The organism is Mechercharimyces sp. CAU 1602 (genome assembly GCF_024753565.1).
Classification (GTDB): domain Bacteria; phylum Bacillota; class Bacilli; order Thermoactinomycetales; family JANTPT01; genus Mechercharimyces.
The window spans coordinates 873,129-899,217 of sequence record NZ_JANTPT010000001.1 but is presented as its reverse complement, the minus strand read 5'-3'; the positions used below and the strand labels follow the sequence as shown (position 1 = coordinate 899,217).

Sequence of the window (26,089 nt, the reverse complement as noted above, 5' to 3'; positions counted from 1 at the left end):
TGCTTGCAATGATTATTCCCAGAAATTATAAACGAACTCTTTTCCTTTTATTCCATATCCCGGATCATCATACTTGTATTCATGTAAATGAGGAATAGAATGTGATTCAGGCATGCTGTGATCGGCAAGATCTACTCTATATTGTTGTCTACCTGCAAAGTCATAAATGACTCTAGATTCTTCCCACTTACCTTTGTAATACCTGTAGTGGTCATACTGGGTTCCTGGTGTCCCAAAGTGCTCAGCTTTTTTCTCCCAATGTTCTTCCGGAACAAATGCATCTTTATCACCTACTACACACTTGTTATGCACAAATACATGCAGATCCGAAACAAAATACGTGTGGAAATCCGCTACCTCAAAGTTGTACACCTTGACGGGGTTTTCCTGCTTCTTACGGATTACTTTCTCCACTGAAAGGAAATCACCTTCACTGGTTTCCAGCTCATCTCCTGTCTGGAGATCTTGTGCACTCATCCAGCCTTGACCTTTCACCCAGAAAGGATGTTCATCCGTGGTTTCAATCATTTCTCCATCAACATGAACTTCGTAAATCTCGTCCACTTCACGCTGGAAGAGTTGGGTGACTTCTTTGTATTCCATCTCTCCTGTTTTCTCGTTTTTGGAGAGAACTTTATCCCCGACTTCGATTTCTTCGATGGGCTTTTCACCATCTGAGGTAAGAATCAATGTCCCAGCAACAAAACACATTTCAGGTGTTTTCAATGCCTTGCGGGCTGCTACTAATGGTAATGCTGAAGTTATCGTTCTTCCAATAGAACCTCCATAATTGCCATCTCGCCAGTCTTCTACAATCCCAGAACCATTCCAAGTCTGACTTACTGCTGCTGTAGGATCATTCCATGCCAACTTGTAAAAATCAGCCGTGCTACTATAGCAACCTGCCACGTCACTACCACAAGCCCATAATCCGGTCACTCCATCGGCAAACTGCGTACCCATTCCAATAATGACTTTGTCAGCTGCATTTGGCTTAGTGCTACCACAACCATAGTTAGTTTTACTCTGATAACATGGTTTGCTCGATTTGCTGCTCGTTGATGGAGATGGTTTCGGTTTCGGCTTTGTCCTAGGCTTTGGATTTGGCTTTGGCGTTAATCCCTTGCTTGGAGAATAGTCAAACCCTGCATCCTGGATATCCTTCATCGCCGTCCTGGTATCTTCTTTTACCGGAATATGACCATCCAATTCGCTATACGATACCGGATTACCTCCTGCGAATGCGTAGCGACTGTTTGTCGCTAAACCCATCGCCAGTCCCATATCCTGTGCCGCGTCGCTATACATATCCCGTGTGTGGAAGCGGCCTAGACTTGGGTTGTAATTCCGGAAACCCTGGTCGTAGCTGTTGGTATCTGCGTCCCAGCGTTTTTGGGTGTAACGATACGGGTTGTACAGGGCATTCCCCGGTTGGTCTACTCCGGTGAAGGCGCTTTGTTGGTCTTCGCCGTACATCGTGTAGCCGTAGGTGCCGCGGACGTTCCCCTTCTCATCATACAACATCTCCACGTCGCCGCGGGTGTTGGTGCCGTAGTAGGAGGTTTCTCCTTTTTCATGATGCGTCATGGAGAGACGCTGTCCCCAGGGAGCGTACGTGTAGGAGCGCGTAATCTTGCCGGCCACTTCTTCGCTTAGTATCTCCTCCGACAAGCCCAGGTAGTGGAAGTCGGTGGTTGTCTCCTCTGCCGTCCCTGCATTGCCGGTTTTACTCATTGTCCGGTCAAACGCATCGTACGTATACTGAGATGTGTTCAGCGTACCATCTTCTTGAAGCTTGGTGTGTTCCTTCAGGCGGTCAAAGCCATCATAGGCGTAGCTTTCTTCCACCTGCTTCCCTTGGGTAACCGTGTGCAGGCGACCGGTGGTGTCGTAGTCGTACTGCTGGGTCTTCCCCTCCGCGGTCTGCGTCATCATACGATTGCGGTCATAGGTGTAGGTTTTCGTTTTCCCATCTTGCGTGTGGGAAACGATGTTGCTGTTGGCATCTAACACCACCGACTCGGTGAGCGGGTTGTCGCCCGTTTTTACCATCGAGGTGACGCGATCACGGGGATCGTATTCGTACTTCGTGTTGCTCTCCACCTTGTTCCCGTCGGCGTCCAGCAGTTGTAAGGCTTCTTCGATGCGGTGACCGTTCTCGTTGTAGGTGAGCTCGTGCTGGTTGAGCACGGTGCCATCGCCCTTGGTCGTGGTCTTCGCTTTGAGTAGGCCGTCGGCGTAGTGCTCAAAGCGCGTGACGTTGCCGTTGGGCTCGTTCGTCTGCTTCACTTGCCCCCGCTTGGTGTAGGCATACGACCACGTGCGAGGGTCGGCGCTCTCGTTGCCTTGTTCCTGGATCGCTTGTAGCATGTTGCGCTCGGTATAGGTGTATGTCTGCGTGGTGCCTCCATACGCGCGCTTGGTTAAGTTACCGTTGACATCATAGGCATACCCGACCGTCTGCTGCACCTGATCGCCCACCACTTTTTGCAGGGCTTCCACTTGACCGAGGTCGTTATAGTCGATTCGGTAGGCTTCTGCCGCTTCTGGCGTCTGACTTTCCAGCTCCGTCAGGTTGCCGTTCAGGTCGTAATCGTAGGTGAAGGTTTTCTTATCCGTCTTCATCGGCGCCTTCTCCACTAGCTTGATGCTATCGGCGATGACGACGCCATCGGCTTTGTCGGTCAAGACGACCTTCTGGCCGCTTCCTTTGTCGAACGAATAGGTACCTAGCTCCACCCATTCACTGCCGCGCTCTTGTTGGTTGACGTCTACCGTCTTCTTCCCATCCGCGTGATAGATGGTATAAGGCGCATCCGAGGCGCGATCTTTATACGACAAGTAGCGTGCATACACCGTGTACTCCATCGTTTTCGGGATATCCAGGTTCCAGGTAATGGTATCGGCTCCCGAGCCTTCTTCGTTCCAAAGATAATCCTTGCCATAGTAGCCCGGCACGTTGCTGGAGGTGGTCCAGCCACTTCCGCCCGCGTTCGCGGATGCCTCGGCATTGTCAAAGACGAGTTCGCGTGGCTCGGCTTTCACGATCTTCAGGCTGTCTGCCACAACGGTGCCATTGGCTTTGTTGGATAAGACGACCCGCGGATTTTCTCCTTTCTGGAAAGGATAGGTGCCAAGGAGGGTCCATTCGTCGCCCCGCTCCCGTTGGTTCACGTTGACGGTATCGGTGCCGCTCTCGTGATGAATGGTGTACGGTGCGTCCGTCGCGTAGGCGCTGTGTTTCAGACCTTTCACATAGATGGCGTAGGCGCCATTTTGTTTCAGATCCAGGTTCCACGTGAAGGTGGAGCTGCCATCCCCTTTTTCCACCTGCGCATAGTTCTCCCCTTCCGGGCGCTGGGCATCACAGGAGCCGATGTGTTCATCTTCGTTTTCGACCGGATCATCCGGATCGTACTCCATCAAGTGATAGGTCGAGGTGGAGTCCACGGCATGGGTGATCTCCGCTTTGGCTTCCTTGCCTTCTGAACTAGCTACGGCGCTTTTCTCGAGGAAGTCCGGATCTTCTCCGATCTTCTTCCATTCATCCCCAGAGCGATCATAGAAGGTGACGGAAGTCGATTGGCCGTCCGCTTGATCCTTCTCCAGGTAGAGTTCCGCTTTCAGTGGCGGTGCGGTGCCATCATGGTAGGCGTCGATCCCGTCCCACGTACACTCGGTGGTGACGTCGTCACGCTCCGTCCAGTCGCCTTCCGCTTTTACGTGTGCATCGTCGGTGTTGTCGATCACCGCCCCGGTCGGGCCGGCCCACACCATCTTGATGCCGTCTGCGCTTACCTTGCCATTGGCCTCATCCGAGAGAACGAGCGGATAAGACGTGCCTGCATCAAAACGATAGGTCCCCAATTTCACCCATTCGCCAGCGTACGCTTGTTGATTGACCCGCTTTTCGGTCTTGCCATCGGCGTGATGAATGGTATAAGGCGCATTGGTGGCACTGGTCGGTCCGCCCGCTGCGTGCGCGTAGACGGTGTACTCCCCACTTTCTTCGGTCTTCAGCTTCCAGGTGAAGGTGCCTTCACCGGTGCCGCGTCCTTTCCACCGGAAGCCATCCCCCAGAACGGTCGGAAGAGCATGGCTTGCTACATGCACATCCTCCAGGCCTTCGGTGTCATCTTCATACAGGTTCAGGGAGGAGACGCCTCCGAGCGGTTGCGTCACCACGATTTTCAATTTCCCACCGGGAGTATAGTTGACGCTGCTGCTCTTTAGAGTAAACCCGTCATCTTCGCCAATCTTCTTCCAGTTGCCGTCCCTTCCTTCATAAAAGACCGCTTTCGTCTTCTTGCCATCATACCTCGATTTTTTGAGGAAGAATTCGGCTTGTCCATTGGTTCCGTCTTTAAACGCATCCGCATCGTCGACGATCCATACGCTCGTAATCTCGTCGCTAAAGGTCCACTTCTGCTCCGGCTCTTTGGTATCGGCGTAGCAGACCCCCACATACTCATCGGGATTCTCTCCGTTATCATCGGGATCATACTCTTGCAAGTGGAAAGTGGATTCCCCGCCCACGGGCTGGGTAATCTCCACCTTCAGCTCCCCGGTTTCGGGGAAGGAGACGATCGCGCTTTGCTCGGTAAACGTGTCTTCGCCCAGCTTCGTCCACTTGCCCTTGTCCCCACGATAAAAGACCGCGTGGCTCTCTTTGCCATCCGCTTGATCTTTTTTCAGGTAGAGCTCCGCCATGTGGACCGGATCTTCTTTCGGGCCATCAGCATACGCTCCTGCGTCTTTCCACGTACAGGTGGTGGTCAGCTTCTCCAGCTGGGTAGTCGCATCGACGGCTTCTCCTTCGTCTTCGTCCTCATCGACGAAACGCGCTTCTTTCTCACCACGACGCACCAAGCGTACGCTGTCGGCACTCACGGTGCCGTTCGCACGGTCGGTCAGGGTGACTTTCCCACCGCTACCGGCGCGGAACGGGTACGTCCCCAACCACACCCACTGACTTCCGCTTTCTTGTTGGTTCACCTTCTTCACATCGGTGCCGCCTTCAAAGTGGATCGTATACGGCGCATCGGTGGCGCGATCCGAACCGGATACATACTGAGCATACACATCGTACTCGCCATCTTGAGGGGGGGTCACGTTCCAGGTAAAGCTTTGATTCCCATCTCCCGCTACGTTGCGCAGGGAGGTATCGACGGTACATTTCCCGATATATTCATCCGGATTATCCGGGTCATATTCATGCATCTCATAGGTCACCTGACCCCTCGCCGGCCCTTTGATCACGGCTTTGACTTCGCCTCTAGCGGGAACCACACGGCTTTTCTCGACAAACGCGGGATCCTCGCCAATCTCTTTCCACTCCCCACCCTCTTTTTGATAAAAGGTGACGGAGGATTGACGCACGGGATCCGTCGAGGTGAGGTAGATTTCGGCATCGTCATTGGTGGTTCCATCTTGGAAAGAGGATACGTCCCACGTACATACCCCGGATTTATTCCAAATCCCGTCCACTTCCACCTTGGAATCGGTCGATTCGACCACCACGATATCGCGGTTTTCCCCGATATCCACTTCTTTTTTCACCTTGCCATCCGGGAAGTAGTCCCAGGTCATCTCCCGGGTCTTCGTGCCATCTTCACCGAGCAAGGTGCGCTGGGTGGTTTGACCCAAGTCGTTATACTGATAGCGCGTTTTGATCTGATGGGGATCGGTGGTTTCTTTGATCCAGCCGTTATCGAAGTACGTCAGCTTCGTTTGGTTCCGAAGGGCTTGTCCTTCGGATGCCGGTGCGATGATGTCCGTGATCCGGCTGAGCGGATCGTACTCATACGAAAGCTTCTGCTCTTCTCGCTCGCGTGGATCTTGGCTGTTGGGATCCCGTGGATAGATCACTTCTTTGACGCGATCCAGCTCATCGTAGATCGTCTTGTGCGTATAGTCGCCCTTGGCACTCGTGGCGACGCCCCGGGGGGTGATTGTCTCCGTCAAGTTGCCCACCTGATCATACACATACTGGGTCACGTTTTCCCCGTCGTCATGCGGCGTCCGCATTTCGATCAGGTTGCCGTTCTGATCATAGCTGGCGGTCGTCACATTTCCCTCTTCGTCCGTGACGCGCGTAAGCAGTCCATCGGGGCTGTACGCAAAGGCAATGCTATTTCCGAGCGCATCCGTTTCCTTGATCGCGCGTCCATTCACATCGTACTCGTAGGTCGTGCGATAATCATCGGGATCGTCGCTGGCGACTCCCTTCGGTTCGGTCACCTGGGTGACGTTTCCAACCTGGTCATACTCATACGTCACGCGGTGACCTTGACTATTGACCACGGCTTGCACGCGGTTGAGGCGATCGTAAATATACTGGGTGCTGCCATCTGCTGTCTCTTTTTTCTCTTCGCCTTCGTTCACTTTTTCGATGCGAATCGCATCGGCAATCACGTAAGTGCCTTCACTGGCATCGTCGGATTGCACAATCTGGTTGGCTCCGCTGGCAAATGGATGAATACCAAGGTCCACCCAGGTGCCGCCATTGGTGGTTTGATCCACCCGTTTGGTCACGTCGCCATCCTTTGTTTTCAACGTGTACGGAGCATCGATGGCGCGATCCCGCGCTTGGGCATAGTTGACCGAGACGCGGTACTCTCCGTCCTCGGGAAGCTGAAAGTTCCACGTGAAGGTGTCCCCACCGCCCACACGGTTGTACTGGTAATCCTCCCCGCGATACCCTGGCATGTTGGTAGATGTTCCCCAAATGCCACTGGCTATATGAGCGTCATCCCGGTTATCGAGGGTGATCACCCCTTCTTGGTGATTCCCCTTCGGCTGGGTCTCACGGATCAGGTTGCCCATCTTATCATATTGATACGTGATTTTCCGTATCGGTCCCTTTTCGCTATCCTTGGGAAGGGTAGCGGACGTAACCCAATCGTTCTTGTTGTACGTGTAGGTCACGTGGGCTCCGTTGGGCGAGACGGCTTTGACAATGTTATCGTTCTCGTCATAAACCGGTGCCGGAATCGTGATATACTCCCCGGCGCTCGCATCCTTAGGCACCTTACTCGTCAAGGGACGCAGGAAGGTGTCGTAGGTGTAGGTGCTGGTGTTGCCGAGCGCATCGGTCACTTGCAACACTTCCCCGCGTTTCCCGTAGTGGAGACGGGTCACATTGCCCGCCGGATCGGTGATCGTTTGCGGTTGTCCATTGGCATCGTAATCGGTATAGCGACTGACGCGCCCTTTGGCATCTTTGACCGATTCCAGTAGACCGAGCCCGCCCTTGTGGTACGTATAGGTGGTGGTATAGTTTCCGCTCGTCTCGACGCGGTAGCGCTTCTTCGCGTCGTCATAAGAGGAGAGGGTATTGCCTTGTGGGGCATGTACCTTGAGCAAATGGCCTTCATCGTTGTATTCATAGGTGGTAACCCGTCCTTCCGGTGAGACGGATTGCACCAAGTCGGCCACTTGCCCCTCTTCGCGGTAGTCATAGGCGTATTGCGTGTAGCCTTTGCCTGTTGTTCCCGCTGTGCCGACGAGAGGCGCTTTCTCTACTGCTCCCGTCACCTTGTCCCACAACTTCTCCAGCACATTGGCCTCTTCCGCGGCTTGCTGCTGCGCTTGTTGCTGCTGGTGGTAGAGGGGGCTCTTGTAGGTGAGCACATTGCCGTTGTCATCGTAGGTCCAGGTCGCCGTCGCATCATTGGGGGCGATCTGTTTGACGAGATTTAGCTCATCGTCCCACTCATAGCGGGTTTTTTCGTTGTTGGCATTCACCACTTCGATGGGCTTGCCTTGATCGTTAAAGGTGGTCGCCATCTGGCGGCCCATCGGATCGGTCACCAAGGTGACCGGCTGTTCCTTGTCATCGAGGGTGGTGCGGTAATGAATCGTTGTCTCTTCCCCTTGGCGATCAATGATTTTCGTCAAATGTCCGCCATCGTCATAATACGCTTTGGTGGTGTTCCCTTTGGGGTCGGTAATGGTGCGTAAGAGGTTAAACTCATACGATAACTGGTACTTACGCTCCTCTTTCGATCCTGCCCCTTCCGTAATCTGGGTGAGGCGCCCTTCGTGATCATAGGCAAATTCCACTTTGTAGCCCGAAATATCCGTGAGGCGCTTCACTTGCTGTTGGATTTTCAGGTTGCTGGTTTCCTTGCTACTGTAGTACTCCACTTTGATGGTGCGGCGCCCTTCCGTATCGGTTAAGTAGCGCAGCAATTTCACATTGTGGTTGCCGATGCGGCGACTTTCGTACGTATATGTCATCTTGATGCCGTTGCGATCGGTCGTTTCACTCACGTAGCCTTTGTCGTCGAAGTAATACTTGGAACCGTCCTTGGCGGTAATCTTCCACATGCGGGCTTTGTCCTTCGTCGAATGCAGCTTCAGGCTCAAATGAATGCCTTTGGGGCCGACGAATTTCTTCTTCCCTTTATCGTAGGTGAACGAATACTGGGTACCGTCCCCGTCAATCATAAACACTTTGCCTGATTCGATCTTGCCGTTCACCATCTTCACGCCTTTACTGTTGGACGGCGTGCCCAGGCGCATCATGTTGGTCAAGGCAAACGACCAGCCGGGTCCGACGAGCGAGTCAGAGAAGTCGCGGCTGTTATAGGTCATCTGCGGAGCCGTGGCAAAACCGCGGGAAGGATTGGCAAACGGGGTATAGTCAAACATCGTGTTGCCTTCAAACAGGTTGGCCGTCAAGGCGGTACCCGCTCCCGTCGGCTCGGTGATCAGGCCGCGATCCGGTTCAAAACCCAGCTTTTTGGCGTCGGGCTTCGATTCCACAACAATCGCCTGTTGCAGAGCAGGGATGCCTTGGGCATGCTCGGACAGCCACTTCCCGTTGTGGTCGATCAGGTCCCACTCGATCATCCGGGATTCGCGGTACGCGCCCTTTCCTTTCAACTGCGGCGCATGCACTTCCGCTTTCAAGCGAATCGTCTCTCCCGGCTTCACGTCTTTAGGGAGATTGACGCGATCGGTTCCTTGCGGCGTCTGTAGGTCGGCCCAGCGATAGGCCACCGATTGCTCCCCTTGTTTCCAGATACGATCTGTCGTGTTGGTGAGGGTGATATCGATGTCATATGTTTCCCCGCCCTCCATCACCTGTGGGGTATCCGTCGTATGATAGGTGCTTTCCGTCGTCGGTGTAGTGTAGATCACTTCAAGGGTTGGACGGAGGGACGTTTCTTGTGCCTCGCTATTGAGGAACAAGGTTCGTTCACTATTCTTCTCACTGCCCTCATCGGCTTGCTTGAGTATAAAACCATACTCTTTCTTTTTGCCTGTAACCCAATCCCCTACAACTCCGGTCACATCAAACGTTCGCCAGCGCGAGTCATTCGATATTTCCGAGATTTCGTCCAGGACGGTAGAGTCATATTGTCCACCATCAGTCCAGTTATCTCCATTGGCCGCTATTTTCCAGGTCGCACTGGACTCATCAAAACGGTGAGTCAACTCATGCAGTCGATATTTGGCTTTTCCCGTCACCCCTTGAGGACGCCACATGTACCATGCCCATACCTGAAACTGGGCATCAAACACTTGCGCATCTTCTGGGATCATACTAAGGTCAAAATCAAACACGGAGCGGGTCGTTCCATATTCGTTCCCCTTAATGCCCACTTGAAGCCAAGGGTAGCGCTCAATATCGTTCAAGTTCGTACTCGACTTTTTACTCGATAGGGTTGTATCTTCCGCACCCCGCACCAAGACGCGTGTAAGTCCCGCTTTCGGTAGTTGTGCCATTACGGTGCTGGAAGGATGCAATTTTCCATCTTTCGTCTTCACGGCCACCATATAGTAGTAGATTTGACCGACACGGTTCTCATCTTCGATGGGGGTGGGCTCCACGGTAGTATCCGTAAAGCGAATATCGAAGCGGTCATCAATCGGAGTGACGAGCGTAGACGCATCGGGAACAAACTGCTGATCGGTACTGCGGTGCACCTGGTACTCCACAAACTCCTCCCCATCAGCAAACTTGGACCACTCCAGTTCTGCCCCTGTGCTATGAATCTTTTGTGGTTCTTTCACTGTGACACTGGGTTGACCATAGATCAGGGTCAGTTTCGGTCGCACGGGGATCGTCGGATCATAGAGTTCACTTGTGACGTAAACCGTGCCCCCATGATTGTTGGACTCCGTTTTCGCTTTGAGCAAAAACCCATAGTTTTTACTGCTTTTGTTTAACCACGACTGAACGGTGGAGGTGACATTAAAGCGGTGCCAGCGATTGGTGTGCCCAACCTGTTTCGTTTCCTGATCGAGGGCCGTCGCGTCATAAGCCCCGCCATCCTTCCAGTTATCTCCTTCGCCTGCGTACTTCCACGTCACCGAATCGGGATCCCACGCTTCTTTTACTTTATGAACCGTGATTGGGACGCTATACGTATCTCCCCCTTCAGGGAGATAGATATCCTGATCATAATACAGGGATAGGGTCGCTTGATCTAAGCGCTCCCCTTCCGGGATGGTGTCTAGGTTAAAGCGGACCAGTCCCCGGTATTTGGAACCGCCACTACTGGTTCCCACCTTCATTTGCCAAGTGTTATCATAGTTCTGATCAGGGTTTCCACTATTAATATACGTATCTTGACTCTCTTTTTCCGGTGGTGAAAGGACAATGGTGGGGTCCAACAAGACCGGATAGACCCGTTCCTCCGCTTGTAACCATTCCTCATCTGCCGCCAACGTCACCGTTAATGTATCGCCGTCGGCTTCCATCGTCTGCGTCACGTTTTCACTGTATGAAAACCCATAGGGAGACTCTGGATCTTCCTTGCTGTCCATCATAAACGGTTTCGGTATCATGTAGACCAATGTGTCATCTTTCTTACTAAAGAAGGCGATGGCACCATCTTCTTTTTGTTCTGCATACAGTCCTGTCAAGGTGAACTCAAAGGTATAGACCGGGTTCGTCGGGACACTATTCATACGAATCGTCTCTTTGAGCGAATCTGGACCAATGTCATACAAAAGATCGGTCTGCTGCCACAGCTGTTTAAACACTACCTGATGCTCTTTTCCTTCTGGAACCACATCGCTCGCTTCCAGGGCTTTCATCTCAATCCGATGATCCCCTTGTTCAAAACGCACCAATTGATCCGCTGTTTTGCCAAAGTGGGTTTGGAACGTATTGGATTCATTCGAGAGGACAAACTTGGACTCATCCGAAGCTTCTACTCCCAGTTGAATCTCTTCCCACTCCCCTTTCTCATTTTCATAGTGAACCGGGGTGGCGCTCACTTCTTTTTGCATGCGCCCATCCTCGAGCTCAAACACTTTCGTATGGGCATCGCGTTCTTCTTCCCGTTCTTTTACAATCTCAGGTGGGTCATCGCTTTCCTCCTTTCCCTCCTCCGGATCGGTGGGTTCTTCACCCTCCTTATCCTCTTCCTCTTCCGTTGTAAAAACTTCTTTTACTTGCGCCAACACCTTTTCGCCAGTCGCACGGGTCTGAAGCCACACCGAGCTAAATACGTGAGCCCAAGACCCTCCGAATAAGGCATCGTTTGTAGATGTTGGTGCGCTTCCTGCCGCTAAGGCTGCGGGAGCAGGGGCCACACTCGTAAATAGGAATATACATACAAATAAGATCATGAAACTTTTATGTATCCATCGTCGTTTTCTCTTATTAGACATTGATGTTTCCTCTCTCTTCTATTCATAAAATAGTCGCACTAGACTAGTTTAATAGAAGAAGGGAAATAATCAATGATAAATATTCCTTGTTTTGTGTCTTTCCCCTTTAAAATCAATCGACGGATCTTATTTTCTCAAGAGAGAAACCTAGTAATGTATAGGGTGAGAATAGCTATCTTTCTATTCAAAAAGATGTTTATTAATTTTAAACGAAAATTTTTCCATACAATCGGGATCCAATAATAGTTGTGCTTCATACAATTCAAACCTTCCTTTTCCCAGCACGCCTCCCTCCTCTTCTTGGGAAATATCGACAAAAATAAAAACCCGTACGTATACGGGTTTAAAGCAATGACATGCTCTCTTAAATATCGTTTTTCGGCTCCTGACACTTATCATCTTTTTTACTCGACTTTACCATGCCCTGCAGACGATCCATCAATCCGGGGGCTGCATCGAGCAGGCGATCGTAGAGGTGGGTGGAGCTATCCATATTAAGAATGCGAACCCCTTTATTATTAACAACCAGAAAAGCAACAGGGGAGATAGACATGCCACCCCCACTCCCTCCGCCAAAAGGAAGTTGTTCCGAAGAAGATCCTCCCTTTTCGGAGGAACCTCCTCCATCTCCACCATCTTCTTCTTTGGAAGAACCGCCTCCGCCGCCTTTAAACTCACTTCCGCCTGCGGCAAAACCAAAGCCAACCCTGGATACAGGGATGATAACACTTCCTTCTGGTGTTTCCACTGGATCCCCGATAATTGTATTTACATCAACCATCTGCTTAATATTTTCCATCGCAGTTGTCATTAAACCTTGTATGGGGTGCTCGGCCATTCCAGATTTCCCCCTTTGCGTGAATATCGTACGAGACGAATTCCCATGAGGATAGCTTGCCCGACACGAAAACGGATCATACACTCCAGATCCGTTTCTAATATCGCTTCATTAAAGTGTGGAACAAGCTGCAGATCTGGCTCGCAATCCCATTCTATGTATAAGCGAATTACGCTGATGAGCGTTGTTTTGATTCCCCATCCCATTCCCGTCAAAACACCCGTTTCAGCTGCATCCCCTGTCCCGATACGCGTATGCCACATCAATCGCTCACAGTACATGTGATTCAAAAAGCGTTTAATAATATCGGATAAGCCAACCACATCTTCTTGCATGCGCTTAAATTGACCTCGAAGGCGTACCACTGTCCCTGCTGTGATGCGATCCTTCCATGTTTCTTCCTTTTTTGTTGCTGAGGCGTTTGTTTTCTCCGTACGCACTTCAATATTCCCTTGTGATGAAAGATTGAGCGAAGGTAGATCATACCGAAAGCGAATCAATCCCCACAATAATAAAATCGTCAGATCAGCACGGTCATCTTCACCCACCCGCCGGTATATGAGGTGCAGGCGAACCGATGTAAACAGCAAGAGTATTAACAATAAGAACAATACCCCTCCAATAAGGAGAATGATTTTCATACACCCACCCACCTATTCTTTAATAGCATGGGCAAAAAAGGAAATTTTATGCGTAGTAATAACCCTCACATCCACCGTCGATACCAAGCAAGGGCTTGCTGAGCTATTGGCTGGATAAATCCGTAAAAATGATGCTTTGCCCCCTCAATAATATGTAGTTGTGCAGAAGCCGGGAGAAAATGAAGAGCAGATTGTGAAAGGTGGGTAAGCGCCCTTTCTTCTTCATCGCCATTTCCATGAATGATGAGTACAGGGCATTGGATGGGAGTTAACAACTGTTCTTGTTCTATTTGAGCAAAATCATATAAACTTTGCCATTCAATGAACATTTCTTTGCGCCAACGTAACGATTCTCGACGGAGCGAAGTATACCCCTCCCGTTGTAGCTGTTCCAATTCTGATACATCTAAAACCGTATCCCAATCGTACAACATAGGACCGGTGAGAGCACCCGTTAATACCATCGCTTTGACCTGGGGAATAACCGCTTCCAAACAGATGCGGCTTCCCAAGCTGTGCCCATATAGTGCTAGTTGATCGTAACCATGGCTTAAAGCCCATGATAGAGCAGCATTAAGATCTCGCACACGAGAAGCTACTGTTACGATACCTTCACCACTCTCCCCACATCCACTAGCATCAAATCTTAACACCGCGAAATCTTGCGCGAAACACTCCGCTATTTGCTCAAAACGCCCATCGGAGGATTTGTCAGAAACAAAGCCATGAACCAATATGATCATTTTCTTTGTCTGCTTTGGATAGTACGTTCCCACTAAACGTTGTCCGATCCTATTATAAAATGATATTTCTTCCATGCTATACCTCCTTTCTCAAAACCAACTACGCCTCTTCATCCGGAGTATGCGTAGTATCAAGGAGAACTTCTTGCTCTCTTCCCACACCCAGACGTTGGTAGAGTGCTTCGCGTTCATGCTCCCATTCGGCCCATTCAAACAAAGAATCTGGTTCAGGTAATTCCTGCAAATGACTTAAGCCGAAATACTCTAAGAATGACTTAGAAGTACCATATAAAATCGGACGACCTAACCCTTCTGCTCGCCCAACATCTCTAATCAACCCTTTCCGCACTAATGATTGAATCGTTTTATCACACTTTACACCGCGAACCTCTTCAATCTCCATCCGGGTGATCGGTTGACGGTAAGCAATGATCGCTAGCGTTTCCAATGCAGCACGCGACATTTGTGCACGTTGCGAACTAGATGCCATTTTACTCAAGTAGGGAGCGTGCTCAGCCAAGGTGGTTAGCTGATATGCATCTGCTACCCGCACAATCTGCATTCCACGACCGCTTGCTTTCCACTCCATTTGTAAGTCCTCAATCAACGTACGTACTTCTTTCGTACTCAACTCCAATACTTCCCCAAGTTCCCGCGCCGTTAACCCCTCTTCACCAGCTGCCAACAGCATCCCTTCGATGATTGGCTTTTTTTCCATTCCACTCTCACTCAACTTTGGCTCTCCCCTTCCCTGGTCGCCGTAATCACAACGTCGGCAAAGACGCTTCGCTGATAGCAATAAATCTGCTTCGTTTTCATCAGTTCCAGCACAGCTAAAAATGTCGTAATCACGCGCTCGCGTGTCCATACTTCATACGATAACAGCTGTGTAAAGGTTTGTTCCCCTATGGACTGTACGGTACGCAAGATTTCATCCATCCGATCACTGACGGATATCTCCTCTCGTGTCATATTGGTCATCGGCTCTTCAGCCTCCATCCGCTCTTGCTGCTGTCGCAACGCGCCAATAAACAGCTCCAATAAATCATCAGAGCGTATCCCTTGTACTGGATTAGGCTCTTCCATATAAGGGGTCAAGTCCATCGGGTCGCGTGTATATACTTGCTGCCACTCTCCCTCTTTTTCTCGGAGCTCTTGTGCTAGTCGTTTATATTTTTTATACTCCAACAGTCGTTGAACCAACTCTTCTCGCGGATCCATCGCCAAACCGTCGTCCATTATACTATCCTCGAGCAATGGGTCTTGACGTGGTAACAACATGCGACTTTTTATTGCTAATAGCGTCGCTGCCATCACCAGGAATTCACTGGCCACATCCCATTGCCGCTCCTGCATCTGGTCCAACACCGCCAAATACTGATCCGTTATACGGGCGATCGGGACATCATATATATCTAATTCTGAGCGTTCGATCAATTGTAAAAGTAAGTCGAGCGGACCTTCAAATGTTTCCAGCTTAATCTTAATATCCATGATTCTGCCCTCCTCCTTAGACGTACCACAAAAAAGAAGGAAGACTACTCTCCCTTCTTCTCCGCTCCACTTCCACTGATTCTCCCTCTTTAGTTGTTCAATTCCCGTGTCAAGTTGGCCATTTCTATAGCAGAAGTCGCTGCTTCCCAACCTTTGTTACCCGCTTTCGTACCTGCACGCTCTATTGCTTGTTCGATTGTATCTACTGTAAGAACACCAAAGATGATAGGCAGACCATGTTTTAAGTTGGCCGCAGATACCCCTTTTGCCGCTTCGTTACATACATAATCGAAGTGAGGCGTAGAGCCACGAATTACAGCACCTAAGGTGATCACGGCATCATAGCGCGCAGAAGATGCCATCTGATCCGCAATCAAAGGAACTTCAAATGCCCCCGGTACCCATGCAATATCTACATCTGCTTCATCTACTCCATGACGACGAAGTGCATCTTGAGCGCCACCCAACAATTTGCCCGTGATAAATTCATTAAACCGTCCAACTACAATCCCAATGCGAAGTCCTTTACCAACTAAATGACCTTCATAAATTTTCCCCATCACTGTCACGTCCTTTTGTCATGTTCTTTATTTCTTTTAAAAGTGTAAGAGATGTCCCAGTTTACTTTTTTTCGTATATAAGTACTGTTCATTATCTACATTGGCCGGCAACTGAATCGGTAATACCTCCGTCACCTCTAAGCCATATCCCTTTAGACCGGTGATTTTGCGGGGGTTATTGGTTAGTAGCCTCATCTGACACACACCAAGATCCCGCAAAATCTGGGCCCCGATACCGTACTCACGCAAGTCAGCCTTAAAACCCAACTTCTCATTTGCTTCTACCGTATCATAACCTTGTTCTTGAAGCTCATAAGCACGTAATTTATTTAACAGTCCAATCCCGCGCCCCTCTTGCCTCATATACAGGAGCACGCCAGAACCTTCTTCGTTAATCTGCGCTAACGCCGTATGAAGTTGGGGTCCACAATCGCAACGATATGAACCCAACACATCCCCGGTCAAACACTCAGAATGAACACGTACCATCACTGGTTTCGTCGGATCGATCTCTCCTTTTACCAATGCCACATGCTCTTTTTGATCCAATTCATTCTTATATCCGATCGCTTGAAACTCACCGAAAGGAGTAGGCATCCGCACGGAAGCGACACGCTCTACCAACTTCTCTTTTTTATTGCGATACTGAATCAGGTCCTGGATGGTGATGATTTTAAGATCGTGCTCATCTGCAATTTCCATCAGGTCGGGCACACGTGCCATCGTACCATCTTCTTTAACCACTTCGCATATCACAGCAGCCGGATATGACCCGCACATCCGAGCCAAATCTACCGATGCTTCCGTGTGACCTGCACGCCGTAACACGCCTCCTTCTTTGGCGATCAGAGGAAACACATGTCCAGGACGACGGAAATCTCGCGGTTGTGCCTGCGGATCTATCAGCGCACGAATGGTAGCTGAGCGCTCATACGCAGATATTCCGGTGGTACTATCATAGTGATCAACAGATACGGTAAAGGCGGTACCATGTGTATCGGTATTGTGGTTCACCATTAACGACAAATCCAATTCTTCTGCTCGCTCAGCCGTAAGTGGTGTACAGACCAATCCACGCCCATGTGTAATCATAAAGTTGATCACTTCTGGCGTAGCCTTCTCTGCGAGGACAACAAAATCGCCTTCGTTTTCACGATCTTCATCATCGACAACAATCACGATCTTCCCTTGCATTAGATCGTAGATCGCATCTTCTATCGGGTGAAAAGCTCCCATGAACGACCCCTCCTTTAAGCGAATCCGAGGTTGATCAATTTCTCCTTGGTCAACCCTTCACCGCTAGATTCAGATACCAACATTTGTAATTGTTTGCGCACATATTTCCCCATCATGTCACACTCCACATTAATCGGATCCCCTACACGCGCCGTTTGTAATTGCGTCTGTGCTAGCGTATGAGGAATGATGGAGACCACAATCTGATCCTCACGAACTTCAAATAATGTTAAACTAATCCCATTTAAGGCTATCGAGCCTCGTTCAATCATATAAGAGGTTAATTCCCTCGGTACTTGAAGACGGAAAAGAACCGCATTTTCCACAGGCTTACGTTCCAAGATGGTACCAACGCCATCCACATGCCCTTGAACGAAATGACCACCAAAACGTCCACCAGCTGCCATCGCTCGTTCCAAATTAACGAAGGAACCGCGCTGTAAAGAATGTAGCTGTGTATGTTTCATCGTTTCTGGCATCACGTCCGCTGTAAACGAGCGATGATCGAAGTGAACCACAGTGAGACAAACACCATTAATCGCGATGCTATCTCCAAGAGCTACTCCATCTAACACCTCTTTACACGCAATCGTCAATTTCATCGTCTGCCCTTGTTGCACTAAGTGCTGTACCGTTCCCACTTCTTCAATCAATCCTGTAAACATCGGGAATCACTCCCCTTCCTTTTGCACACCTCACCACTGATCATCACATCATCAGCTAAAGATTGAACACGAATATTGCTGATGGTAACAGCATCATCCATATTGGAAATGCCTTCTCCACCAATTGGAGAAAGGCTGTTTGCACCTCCGACCAATTTCGGGGCAATAAAGGTAACCACGCGATCGATGACATCTTCCATCAGTAAAGACCCGTTTAAGGTTCCTCCGCCTTCAACCAGCACGGATAAGATATTGTGCTCGCCTAGGTGCTCCATTAATTTTGGCAGATCAACTTGTACACCCTCTCCGCAAGTAAACACTTTTACTCCTCGCTCTTGTAATTGTGTTCGTTTGCGAGGATCCGCTGTTGCTGTACAGTATACCCACGTTTCTGCTACGCTGGTATCTGCTACAGGGGTATCGAGTGGTATTTGCAGTTTAGAATCTACGATTATACGCACCGGGTTTTTTCCCCCTTGGGGTAGGCGCGCAGTCAACTGCGGACGATCTGTCAACACAGTTCCAATCCCTACCATGATCGCATCCATACGATGCCGCATAAGATGAACGGCCGCGCGCGACTCTTCATTAGAAATCCACTTACTATCCCCACTTGATGTTGCAATTTTACCATCCAGCGTCATGGCCGTTTTCAAGGTAACCAAGGGACGACCTGTACGGCGGTGATGAAAATAAGCTTCGTTTAGCTGACGACTCTCTGTGGCTAACAATCCTACTTCCACTTCGATTCCAGCTTGTCGCAACCGTTCAATCCCACTACCGGACACGCGTTCATCATTATCTTGTACTGCAATCACCACTTTAGCCACTTTGGCCTTGATAACGGCATCGGTACATGGAGGCGTACGCCCATGGTGACTACACGGTTCTAACGTTACATATAAAGTACTCCCCTCCGCCTCGGCACCTGCCATCGCTAATGCGTGGACTTCAGCATGGGCAGTTCCTGCTCGCAGATGAGCACCACTACCCACTAACCGACCCTCTTTTACGATGACAGCACCCACCATCGGGTTGGGGGACGTATATCCTTCTGCACTCTGCGCTAACGTAAGCGCTAGTCGCATCCATTCTTCCTGTCGATTCATATATAGCCTCCCCATACATCAAAAAAAGCCCTATATTCAAATCAGGGCTTTCATGAGGGAATCAGGAGGGTCATGTTTTACGCCAACACAAAGAAGCCTTCATGCCAAACGTATCTATTCGCATCATTATCACTAGTAAAAGCGCACGAAAGAAAACTACCCGTAGTCTCCCTCAAGCCCTACAGCAATATTATTAGCGACCGCTCCTGTTCACCCTTCTCCCATCCAGACTATCACTGTCGGTCCCGGATTTTCACCAGGTCCACCGCATACACAAAGGCATAACGGGTCACGGACTGAGGTAACAGATGCTACCATCACCGCCGGTCGGGATTTTCACCCAGCCCCGAAGGATGTACAGTACTGCTATTCACTTGTGTACATCTAACGTAAAGTATACTGGATTGCAGATTGAATGTCTATTCATTCTTGCTCGACGCATTTTTCCTAAACGGCCACCCTACTTGTAAACAGAGATAGCAAAGGGCAGCAAAAAAGAGTGAGACGATAGTCGTATGGGTGAGAGCCATCACCAAGTAAAAAGGAGTCAGTACAACAGCAATGCCGCTGGCCGCTTGCAATGTAACAAAAATCACTGACGCAATACTGCCCCAGTACAAGTCCCGCCGCTGGCGATAATGACGTACAATCCAAACCAAGAGCACAATCGCCAATACCCAGGCAGTAATCGCAAATAAGCGGTGCGTTATTTGTACACCTGCTGGCGTAACCAAGTCAGGTAAATAACGGTCTCCGCATAGAGGAAAAGAGGAACATCCCATCGTTGCACCCGCATGACGTACATAAGCACCTGTATAAACGACTAGGTACACATAACACGCATATCCCCAGATAAAGTAACGTAAGCGATTGCTTAATCCGGCACGCTTCTCCGCCGTCGTCTTCGTTCGTCCAGCCGTCTTTTGAAAAAGATAAACAGATAAGAGCGCGACTGCAGCAAAACAGATCAATGAGAAACCGAAGTGAAGAGCCATCGTCATATCTTCACGCCACGCACTACCTTCTTGTCCCCATACCACGGTAGCCGCTCCCAACAATCCTTGTAGGACGATAAAGAAAACACTTGTAAAAGCTAACAACTTAACTGTAAAATCCTTCCTAAACGTACGCCATGCCCATACCGCCAGGATAACAACCACCAAACCGACAAAGCCGGATACCGCACGATGGCTATACTCGATCATCGTAGTCACGGTAGCATAGCTAGGAAAAATTTCTCCATGACAAAACGGCCATGTTCGCCCACACCCTTCACCCGATCCCGTCTTTGTCACGAGTGCCCCCATCAGGAGAATCAGATAAGTACTAAAGGCAGCAAATACGGAAAATCCTTTTAATGCTTTCTGCATATAGATGTCCTCCTCACACCAACCCACTTCAACATCACGCTCGTTTTAAAGGCGCGCGTGCGTTCACCATGCGTATATATTGTTAAGATCGATCACTTTTCTCTTATGATATCGCTATTTATTCTACCACAACCCTCTATGTAATCATGCGGCAACACCTGCATCGGCACAAGATAGTCACAGAAAAAAAGCACCCGCCAGAGCGAGTGCTATAAGCCATATCCAGATCTCTTAATCTAGCATAGGACATTTTAACTCCTGATTTACAACCCCGTTTCTCCTCCGCTACTTCCCCGCGGCCCTCTTGGTCCACGCCGTCCTCGAAGCCCCCTTGGACCTCTCGATCCCTGTGTTCCTTGCGATCCAGTGGCTCCCGTAGGTCCGGTAGGACCTGTCGCTCCTGTTTGTCCGGTTCCTAATGAAGAATCTATTCTTGTGACAAACCCATTCGGCGGAGTTAACAGTTGAGTCTGATACGCTTGAAAAGTGACAGGGAAGTTGGTTGAGTTTGTATCACCAGTCATAAATGCGCTGTCTCTACTATCAACAGCTACATCAACCCCTTCATCAGAACTCCCTCCCCCAAGATACGAAGAGAAGGAAAGGCCTTGGCCAGAAAAACTGATTTTTGTAACGAAAGCATCTGATTCTCCCCCATTACTATCCTGAAAAGCATCTGAGGTTACTGGAAAATTAGTCGATCTAGTAATACCTGTAACCCATGCATATCCAAATGAATCAATGGCCACTCCGCCACTTCCCATGATCTGGAAAGAAGTACTAAGTCCGATCACATCAGTATCACTTCCTCCTAAATAGGTAGAATACTGCAATTTTGAACCAGATGGATTTAACCTCGCTACAAATCCATCAAAGCTTCCCCCTCCGTAGAGTGTTTGAAATGCATTCGCAGTCACAGGAAAATTTGTCGAAGAACTAGTAAATCCACCTATATAAGCTTGGTTTGCTCCATCCAACGCGATCCCTCTGCCGAAATCATTTTGGCTCCCGCCTAGATATGTTGAATAAATCAATGACATTCCCAACGGACTCATCTTAGTCACAAATGCCGAAATTCCCTCTGTTGCCATGGTTTGAAAAGCACCGGAAGTGACAGGGAAGTTTGTCGAGTCTGCAAATCCTGTCACATAGGCACTTCCACTAGTGTCCACTGCAATTCCATTCCCACTGTCGACTAAATCACCGCCCAAATACGATGAGTATATGAGGGACGACCCTGTAGAACTTAGCTTTAATACAAATACTTCCCTATCCCCTGTTATCATAGTTTGAAATGACCCAGAGGTAATGGGAAAGTTGGTGGAATCCGTTGATCCTGTCACATAAGCACTACCCGTAGCATCCACTGCAATTCCATTACCCGTATCGAAAGAGGTTCCTCCTAAGTAAGTCGAATAAATAAGTGACGATCCCAAGGAATTGATTTTCGTGACAAACGCGTCTGTTCCCCCTCTATACATTGTTTGAAATGCATTGGAAGTAACAGGGAAGTTAGTAGATTGAGTAGACCCCGTCACATATACGTTATTTAACGTATCTAACGCGATATCAAAGCCTACATCAACAGACGTTCCACCCAAATAAGTCGAATAGATGAGCGACGATCCTGCAGAATTTAGCTTCGTTATAAACGCATCCCCACCAGCAAACATAGATTGAAATGATCCAGAAGTAACAGGGTAAGCAGTAGAATCTGTAAATCCTGTTACATAAGCATTGCCCACTGAATCTGCAGTTATGCCAAGATTAAGATTATTTACACCTACATAGCTTGAATAAAAAATAACAGGATCAATCACCAAAGGGCTCATCTCATCGTAATACCCCTCTACTTTAAAGCCAAAAGTAGATTCGCCAAGAAGTATAAATCTCGTTTCAATTCCTTCTTCTCTCCCCTTCGTATATTGAAAGCTGAGTGGTTTTTTCTCCAAAAAGACGCCAGTGGGTGTATAAATTTGAAGATTCCCTTGTTCATCCAAGAAAAGAGCTTGTGCACCATCATATGATAATCTAATATCTCTCACATTAGATCCAGGTTCAAGATATATATCGTATTTAAGGGCCCCCTCACTAAATGAGAAGATAATATCTATTCCTGCCCATACTCCCTTATAGACAACTTTTTCGTAACAGAAATGTAAATCATCACTCATCCTACTTTGTCCTACACCGCGAGGGTAGGCTCCCTTACATGTATTTTTAAACTGAAGCATGAGTTGGGATGATTGATTCAGTTTAAATAAAACTCCATCTTTCAGGAATTTAAAGCGTACTCTTCGATTTTCCGTCGTCTCGCTTTTTTCAAAAGAAAGGATTTTTCTCGGGGTACTCTCTTCTACACTCCTCATTTGGATACGCCCTCCTCCAAAGAAAATGTAACTATAACTGCGGACCATCGGATCACGCTAACAGTAGGATGTCAATGAATACTTATTCCTACATCTTCCCCAACATGCAACAGGAGACCATCGCTTATGAGCAAGACGAGCTGATCTAAAAAAAGCACCCGCTAGAGCGAGTGCTTTTAACTATACCTAACGATTAATCTACCATGCGAATATCTTGTATCACGTCAGTATGACGTAGTCGCTTTAGTGGAGGGAGCGTTGAGAGGATGCCGATCAGAATCGAGCTTCCTACCACGATCAGCATATCTAACCACGGGATGGTCCAAGTAACTCCAATGTCTTGTTGAAGGCCCCAATAGATGAGATAACATAAGAGTAGCCCAAAGAACAAACCATAAAACGCCCCTGTAAGTCCATACAACACACCTTCAGTCAGTACCATCTTTCGTACTTGCTTTTTACTCATCCCAATCGTCTGTAACATCGCAAATTCACGGCGGCGTAAGAGCAGATTGGTCGTAATCGTATTAAAGATATTAACACATCCAATTAACGCGACCACTGTGATAAAACCGTAAAAGAAAACGAGGATTTGAATCTGATCCGCGCGTTTTCTTTTACGCTCAGCATATTGATCAACTAGATCGAGAGATGAATCTGCCTTCACCATTTTCTGCAATTTATTTTTAATCTCTTCGTAATCTTTTTCATCATGCAGTTGAATATCATATCCCACTGGATTCGACACTTGTGGAATATAGGTATCCTGCTTCTGATACTGCGCCAGATTCCATTCCTTTAGAATCGCTTGAGCAACCTTCTTAGTTGTAATCAACTGAAATCCATATGCATCAGGTGACCCAAATGGAGAGCGGTCTAGGATGCCCAATACTTTCACCTTTGTTGTCTTCCCAGCTTGTACCTCTTCTTCATCCGGATTATCTAAGTTAAGCGTAAGCTGATCTCCTACCCTTACATCAGCAATATCGAGAAAGGTTACCCTGCTCTCTTTATCATAAATACGATTGTTCATTACAAGCCATACGCCCTTCTCTCCCTCTAACTGCTTCATATTTATTTCCCCAGATTTTATATACGATTTTGCCAAGGAGAAACGGCGTTCATCATATATATTGATACTGGTATAAACAAATTGCTTCTCGCCATCTAATCCCGAAGGTGTTGCGAACATATTCGTAGATTCATATTGCTTCTTAGAAACATTTATTGAGCTTTTAGGGATTATGGTGTGTAGAGAAAAACCTTCATAGATTGGAAGCACTTCCGCTTTCAATCGTTCAATTTCACGTCCCGTATCCTTAGGTAAAATTCGTGAGTCATCGGCACTTGTCTCCAAATGATCTACCGATTTATTTATACTAAACGCAGTCTTGCTCTCCTCATTGCTCAGATTGGTTATCACGTCTCCTATAAACATATTGCTAAACGAACTAAACGCAAGAAACATAACTGCACTAATCATAATCGAGGAGACAGTCACCCAATATCGCTTACGGTTACGTCTCATGTTTTTATATGCCATCTGTATTTCAATTCCTGAATGGCGCAACAACCATCCATTTTTCCGCTTCACCTTTTCTTTCTGAAGTGATCCGCGAGCTAAGATTGCATCGAGCGGAGAGATCTTGGCAGCCCGTCGCGCCGGTAGATACGCGGAAGCAAAAATCGATCCCAGTCCAACCAGCGCACTGATGCCTAATAATAAGGGAGAGAGATGAATCATATCTGCATTAATCCATTCGGTTCCCACAATAAAGAGCAGGGAATAGAGAGCACCGATCCCAACTATAATCCCTAACGGAATTCCGAAGATACTATACAGCATTGCCTCTGCATATACCAGCCTTCGGGTCTGCTTAGGGGAGGCACCCAAAGAACGCAATACCCCGAAGTGACGCACTTTCTCCAATATAGAAATAGCGAATGAATTGTATACCACCATGATTGTAGCGGCGACGACCAGCAAAGTTAAAATGGCTCCAACAATGATAACTCCAAAGTAGTTCTCTGGATCAACCCCGATAACTCTCAAGTAGTTCCCGTTTTCGTTATATCCATCTTCTTGCAATTGATAAAACGCTTCTAAACGTTCCCGGCTCGGCACATCATCTTTTAGTTGCACATGTAATTGCATCCCTGCACGATACTCATCTTCGATTAAGCGCGTAATAGCAATCCCTTTGCGCTCATATTGCGACAACATGTTGTTTTCCAATATGCCGACCAGTTGAAACGACTCATCACCTTCTTGCCCAGGCAAGTGAATCTCTTCCCCTATCTGTTGAGAAGTTTCCATTCCCTCTAGCACCCATTGTTCCAATACGATTTCACGTTCTGACTGCGGCATGCGGCCCATGCCCAAGTGAATCGGGAGCAACTGCAAAGCTTCCTCATTGTACGCATCAATCTGTACATCTATTTTATCTGCTATCGGCTTCGCCTCTCCAGGAATGACGATTCCTAGTGCTCCTACCTCCACATGTCCTTTTAAGGTGGTATATAACTTTTCGTCGGTATTGGTATAGCTAAAATGAGCCGTTCCATAATCAGCGATTGTTTGTTCTACCTCTTCCTGGTACAAACTGTACAACATTGTACTAAGTGAACTGATCATAGCCACGGACATCACAATGCCTAGTATGGTAAGAATGGAACGCCGTTTCGCCTGCTTCATATAACGCCAAGTGATCTGACGATAACTTTTCATCCTCTCATCACCTCATCTTGCACAATCATTCCGTCTTGCATCGTAAGGACGCGTTCTGTTTGTGAGGCAATATCTAAATCATGAGTGATCAAGATAACAGTCTGATTGTAGCGCTGTGAAGTCAGATGTAATAATTCCATTACTTCATCCGTACTTTTCGTATCTAAGTTCCCAGTCGGTTCGTCAGCTAAGAGAATAGCTGGTTTATATGCTAAAGCACGCCCGATGGCGACTCGTTGTTGTTGTCCTCCTGATAACTGTGAAGGGAGATGATGCTTTCGTTCCATTAACCCCAACAACTCCATCAATTCATCAATATACGGTTTATCTTTCCACTTGTGATCAAGAAGTAATGGAAGTCGGATATTTTCTTCCACATCTAATATTGGAATCAAATTATAGAATTGAAATATAAACCCTACCTGACGGCGACGAAAAATCGCCAGCTCGTCTTCATTCAATTGATTAAGTAATGTTCCACTCACACGCACTTGCCCTGATGTTGGGTGATCTAATCCGCCTAACATATGTAAAAGTGTGCTTTTTCCCGAACCACTAGCTCCCACAACCGCAACAAATTCACCTTGCTCGATTTTCAAATTGACATCACTTAAGGCGCATACCTTCGCCTCTCGTTCCCCATAAGATTTATGTAGTCCGATCGTTTCAATCTTCCCCATCGCTCATTCCCCCTTTCTCTTTATA

At 48.3% G+C, this 26,089-nt stretch carries 14 protein-coding genes and 1 riboswitch; all 14 genes read right to left on the bottom strand.

All coding sequences use genetic code 11. The features are described from left to right. Positions 1-12: 12 nt before the first annotated feature. Positions 13-11,421, bottom strand: coding sequence for a golvesin C-terminal-like domain-containing protein (locus tag NXZ84_RS04665; RefSeq protein WP_258839109.1), 11,409 nt, complete (start codon positions 11,419-11,421; stop codon positions 13-15). 574 nt (positions 11,422-11,995) lie between these two features. Continuing rightward, a complete protein-coding gene (ytfJ, locus tag NXZ84_RS04660; protein ID WP_258839108.1) occupies positions 11,996-12,469 on the bottom strand; it encodes a GerW family sporulation protein in 474 nt (157 codons plus the stop codon). Further along, positions 12,442-13,110 (bottom strand): DUF2953 domain-containing protein, encoded by a 669-nt coding sequence (locus NXZ84_RS04655; protein ID WP_258839107.1) that lies wholly within the window; start codon positions 13,108-13,110, stop codon positions 12,442-12,444. Before NXZ84_RS04655 ends, ytfJ begins: the two co-directional genes overlap by 28 nt. Before the next feature lie 65 nt (positions 13,111-13,175). Continuing rightward, complete coding sequence (locus tag NXZ84_RS04650) at positions 13,176-13,928, bottom strand: alpha/beta hydrolase (RefSeq protein ID WP_258839106.1); 753 nt, start codon at positions 13,926-13,928, stop codon at positions 13,176-13,178. Between the two features lie 25 nt (positions 13,929-13,953). Next, positions 13,954-14,571 carry an SMC-Scp complex subunit ScpB gene (gene scpB / locus NXZ84_RS04645; protein ID WP_396654027.1) on the bottom strand — a complete coding sequence of 206 codons (618 nt, stop codon included), beginning with the start codon at positions 14,569-14,571 and terminating at the stop codon, positions 13,954-13,956. An 11-nt stretch (positions 14,572-14,582) separates the two neighbouring features. Then, on the bottom strand, positions 14,583-15,347 hold the full coding sequence (locus NXZ84_RS04640) for a segregation and condensation protein A (protein WP_258839104.1): 765 nt from the start codon (positions 15,345-15,347) through the stop codon (positions 14,583-14,585). A gap of 89 nt (positions 15,348-15,436) precedes the next feature. After that, on the bottom strand, positions 15,437-15,907 hold the full coding sequence (gene ribH, locus NXZ84_RS04635) for a 6,7-dimethyl-8-ribityllumazine synthase (RefSeq protein ID WP_258839103.1): 471 nt from the start codon (positions 15,905-15,907) through the stop codon (positions 15,437-15,439). A gap of 36 nt (positions 15,908-15,943) precedes the next feature. Then, positions 15,944-17,143 carry a bifunctional 3,4-dihydroxy-2-butanone-4-phosphate synthase/GTP cyclohydrolase II gene (locus tag NXZ84_RS04630; RefSeq protein WP_258839102.1) on the bottom strand — a complete coding sequence of 400 codons (1,200 nt, stop codon included), beginning with the start codon at positions 17,141-17,143 and terminating at the stop codon, positions 15,944-15,946. Positions 17,144-17,157: 14 nt separating this feature from the next. Beyond that, a complete protein-coding gene (gene ribE, locus NXZ84_RS04625; protein WP_258839101.1) occupies positions 17,158-17,808 on the bottom strand; it encodes a riboflavin synthase in 651 nt (216 codons plus the stop codon). After that, positions 17,793-18,917 carry a bifunctional diaminohydroxyphosphoribosylaminopyrimidine deaminase/5-amino-6-(5-phosphoribosylamino)uracil reductase RibD gene (gene ribD / locus NXZ84_RS04620; RefSeq protein WP_258839100.1) on the bottom strand — a complete coding sequence of 375 codons (1,125 nt, stop codon included), beginning with the start codon at positions 18,915-18,917 and terminating at the stop codon, positions 17,793-17,795. The genes ribE and ribD overlap by 16 nt, the downstream gene beginning before the upstream one ends. 209 nt (positions 18,918-19,126) lie before the next feature. Continuing rightward, positions 19,127-19,275, bottom strand: a riboswitch (FMN riboswitch). Between the two features lie 61 nt (positions 19,276-19,336). Beyond that, on the bottom strand, positions 19,337-20,287 hold the full coding sequence (locus NXZ84_RS04615) for a COX15/CtaA family protein (RefSeq protein ID WP_258839099.1): 951 nt from the start codon (positions 20,285-20,287) through the stop codon (positions 19,337-19,339). Positions 20,288-20,550: 263 nt separating this feature from the next. Next, positions 20,551-22,656 carry an SBBP repeat-containing protein gene (locus NXZ84_RS15075; protein WP_309495569.1) on the bottom strand — a complete coding sequence of 702 codons (2,106 nt, stop codon included), beginning with the start codon at positions 22,654-22,656 and terminating at the stop codon, positions 20,551-20,553. A 193-nt stretch (positions 22,657-22,849) separates the two neighbouring features. Then, positions 22,850-25,384 (bottom strand): ABC transporter permease, encoded by a 2,535-nt coding sequence (locus NXZ84_RS04600; protein WP_258839098.1) that lies wholly within the window; start codon positions 25,382-25,384, stop codon positions 22,850-22,852. Beyond that, on the bottom strand, positions 25,381-26,064 hold the full coding sequence (locus NXZ84_RS04595) for an ABC transporter ATP-binding protein (RefSeq protein ID WP_258839097.1): 684 nt from the start codon (positions 26,062-26,064) through the stop codon (positions 25,381-25,383). Before NXZ84_RS04595 ends, NXZ84_RS04600 begins: the two co-directional genes overlap by 4 nt. Positions 26,065-26,089: the final 25 nt, after the last annotated feature.

Coding starts and splice junctions, on each gene's coding strand:
- ytfJ (WP_258839108.1), bottom strand. CDS start 12,469: ATGGCCGAGCACCCCATACAAGGTTTAATGACAACTGCGATGGAAAAT.
- NXZ84_RS04655 (WP_258839107.1), bottom strand. CDS start 13,110: ATGAAAATCATTCTCCTTATTGGAGGGGTATTGTTCTTATTGTTAATA.
- NXZ84_RS04650 (WP_258839106.1), bottom strand. CDS start 13,928: ATGGAAGAAATATCATTTTATAATAGGATCGGACAACGTTTAGTGGGA.
- scpB (WP_396654027.1), bottom strand. CDS start 14,571: ATGGAAAAAAAGCCAATCATCGAAGGGATGCTGTTGGCAGCTGGTGAA.
- NXZ84_RS04640 (WP_258839104.1), bottom strand. CDS start 15,347: ATGGATATTAAGATTAAGCTGGAAACATTTGAAGGTCCGCTCGACTTA.
- ribH (WP_258839103.1), bottom strand. CDS start 15,907: ATGGGGAAAATTTATGAAGGTCATTTAGTTGGTAAAGGACTTCGCATT.
- NXZ84_RS04630 (WP_258839102.1), bottom strand. CDS start 17,143: ATGGGAGCTTTTCACCCGATAGAAGATGCGATCTACGATCTAATGCAA.
- ribE (WP_258839101.1), bottom strand. CDS start 17,808: ATGTTTACAGGATTGATTGAAGAAGTGGGAACGGTACAGCACTTAGTG.
- ribD (WP_258839100.1), bottom strand. CDS start 18,917: ATGAATCGACAGGAAGAATGGATGCGACTAGCGCTTACGTTAGCGCAG.
- NXZ84_RS04615 (WP_258839099.1), bottom strand. CDS start 20,287: ATGCAGAAAGCATTAAAAGGATTTTCCGTATTTGCTGCCTTTAGTACT.
- NXZ84_RS15075 (WP_309495569.1), bottom strand. CDS start 22,656: ATGAGGAGTGTAGAAGAGAGTACCCCGAGAAAAATCCTTTCTTTTGAA.
- NXZ84_RS04600 (WP_258839098.1), bottom strand. CDS start 25,384: ATGAAAAGTTATCGTCAGATCACTTGGCGTTATATGAAGCAGGCGAAA.
- NXZ84_RS04595 (WP_258839097.1), bottom strand. CDS start 26,064: ATGGGGAAGATTGAAACGATCGGACTACATAAATCTTATGGGGAACGA.